Here is a 765-nt window from a genome sequence, read left to right as displayed (position 1 = left end):
TGGAGCTGTCGACCTTGGCGAATTCGCGCACGATCTCCAGGGTTTCGCTCCAGCGGGCGCCGAGGCCGCCGTACTGGGTGGGAATGCTCAGGGCCAGCAAGCCGCTTTGGCGCAGGGCGTCACGTTCGGTCTTCGGTGTGCCGCCGCGCTCGTCGCGTTCGACGGCAGTGAGGGCAAATTCGGCGGCCAGCAGTTTGGCGGTCTGCAAGGGTGAGGGCAGGACGCTGTTGGGTTTGGCTGTCACGCGGTATTCCTCATGGTGTGCCGGGGCGTGCCCCGGCAGACGGCAGGTCAGGCCTTGGCTTTTGCCGGCAGGACGTCGTTGGCAATCATTTCGCCGAACGGTCCGGTGAGGTTGGTGACGCCGCGCCCGGCCAGGCTGGCGTAGGGTTCCGGCAGCAGCGGGAACACCAGTTCGGCAAAGCGATACGCCTCTTCCAGGTGCGGGTAGCCGGAGAAGATGAAGCTTTCGATGCCCAGGTCTGCGTATTCCTTGATGCGCTCGGCGACTTGCTGAGGGTTGCCCACCAGGGCCGTGCCCGCGCCGCCACGTACCAGGCCGACGCCGGCCCACAGGTTGGGGGCGATCTCAAGGTTGTCGCGGCGCCCGTCGTGCAGGGCGGCCATGCGCCGCTGGCCTTCGGAGTCAAAGCGCGAGAAGGATTTTTGCGCGGCGGCGATGGTCTCGTCGCTGATGTGCTCGATCAGTTTGGCCGCGGCTTTCCAGGCGTCTTCTTCGGTTTCGCGCACGATCACATGCAGGCG

2 protein-coding genes are annotated in these 765 nt (G+C 66.1%); both read right to left on the bottom strand.

Annotated elements, in window-relative coordinates:
• On the bottom strand, positions 1–244 hold a 244-nt coding region (locus tag HX786_RS31510), incomplete at its 3' end, for an acyl-CoA dehydrogenase family protein (RefSeq protein ID WP_178913087.1).
• 47 nt (positions 245–291) lie between these two features.
• The coding region (locus HX786_RS31505; RefSeq protein WP_178913086.1) for an LLM class flavin-dependent oxidoreductase at positions 292–765 on the bottom strand (474 nt) is incomplete at its 5' end.

This window comes from Pseudomonas sp. 21615526 (assembly GCF_013386245.1).
In the GTDB taxonomy this organism is placed as follows: Bacteria; Pseudomonadota; Gammaproteobacteria; order Pseudomonadales; family Pseudomonadaceae; genus Aquipseudomonas.
Note: the sequence above shows the minus strand (reverse complement) of the source record. Positions and strands in the feature narration are given on the sequence as shown.